At 63.6% G+C, this 321-nt stretch carries 2 pseudogenes; both read right to left on the reverse strand.

The window, feature by feature from the left end:
• Positions 1-223: pseudogene (locus tag EN804_RS35865) on the reverse strand (N-acetylglucosaminyltransferase); the annotation flags it as partial.
• Positions 220-321, reverse strand: a pseudogene (locus EN804_RS38510) (UDP-glucose 4-epimerase GalE); the annotation flags it as partial. The pseudogenes EN804_RS35865 and EN804_RS38510, both read right to left, overlap by 4 nt.

Consider the following 321-nt stretch of genomic DNA (forward strand, 5'->3'; position numbering starts at 1 on the left):
GCGTGATCCACGCCAGCGCCAACGTGACCACGGAGTAGTAGGGCCAGTCGATGACGCGATCTCGATCGAGCCACCAGATCCAGAAATAGGCGAGCGTCACCAGCCAGCCACCGATGCCAAGCAGGTAGGCAAGGCGGTTCCAGCCTGTAAAGATCGGCAGCATCCGCAACACGCCTGCAGCGGCGCGGGGGGATGCGACTGAGGGCGTGGAGCGCATCGTCATGACAGCACCTCCAGTCCAAAACCGGGACCGGCCGTGCGGATGATAGTGTCTATATCGGAGCGCCTGGGCGCAAAGCCGAGCGTCTGCCTTGCGCGTTC

The sequence above is a fragment of the Mesorhizobium sp. M8A.F.Ca.ET.161.01.1.1 genome, assembly GCF_004792105.1.
Taxonomy (GTDB): domain Bacteria; phylum Pseudomonadota; class Alphaproteobacteria; order Rhizobiales; family Rhizobiaceae; genus Mesorhizobium.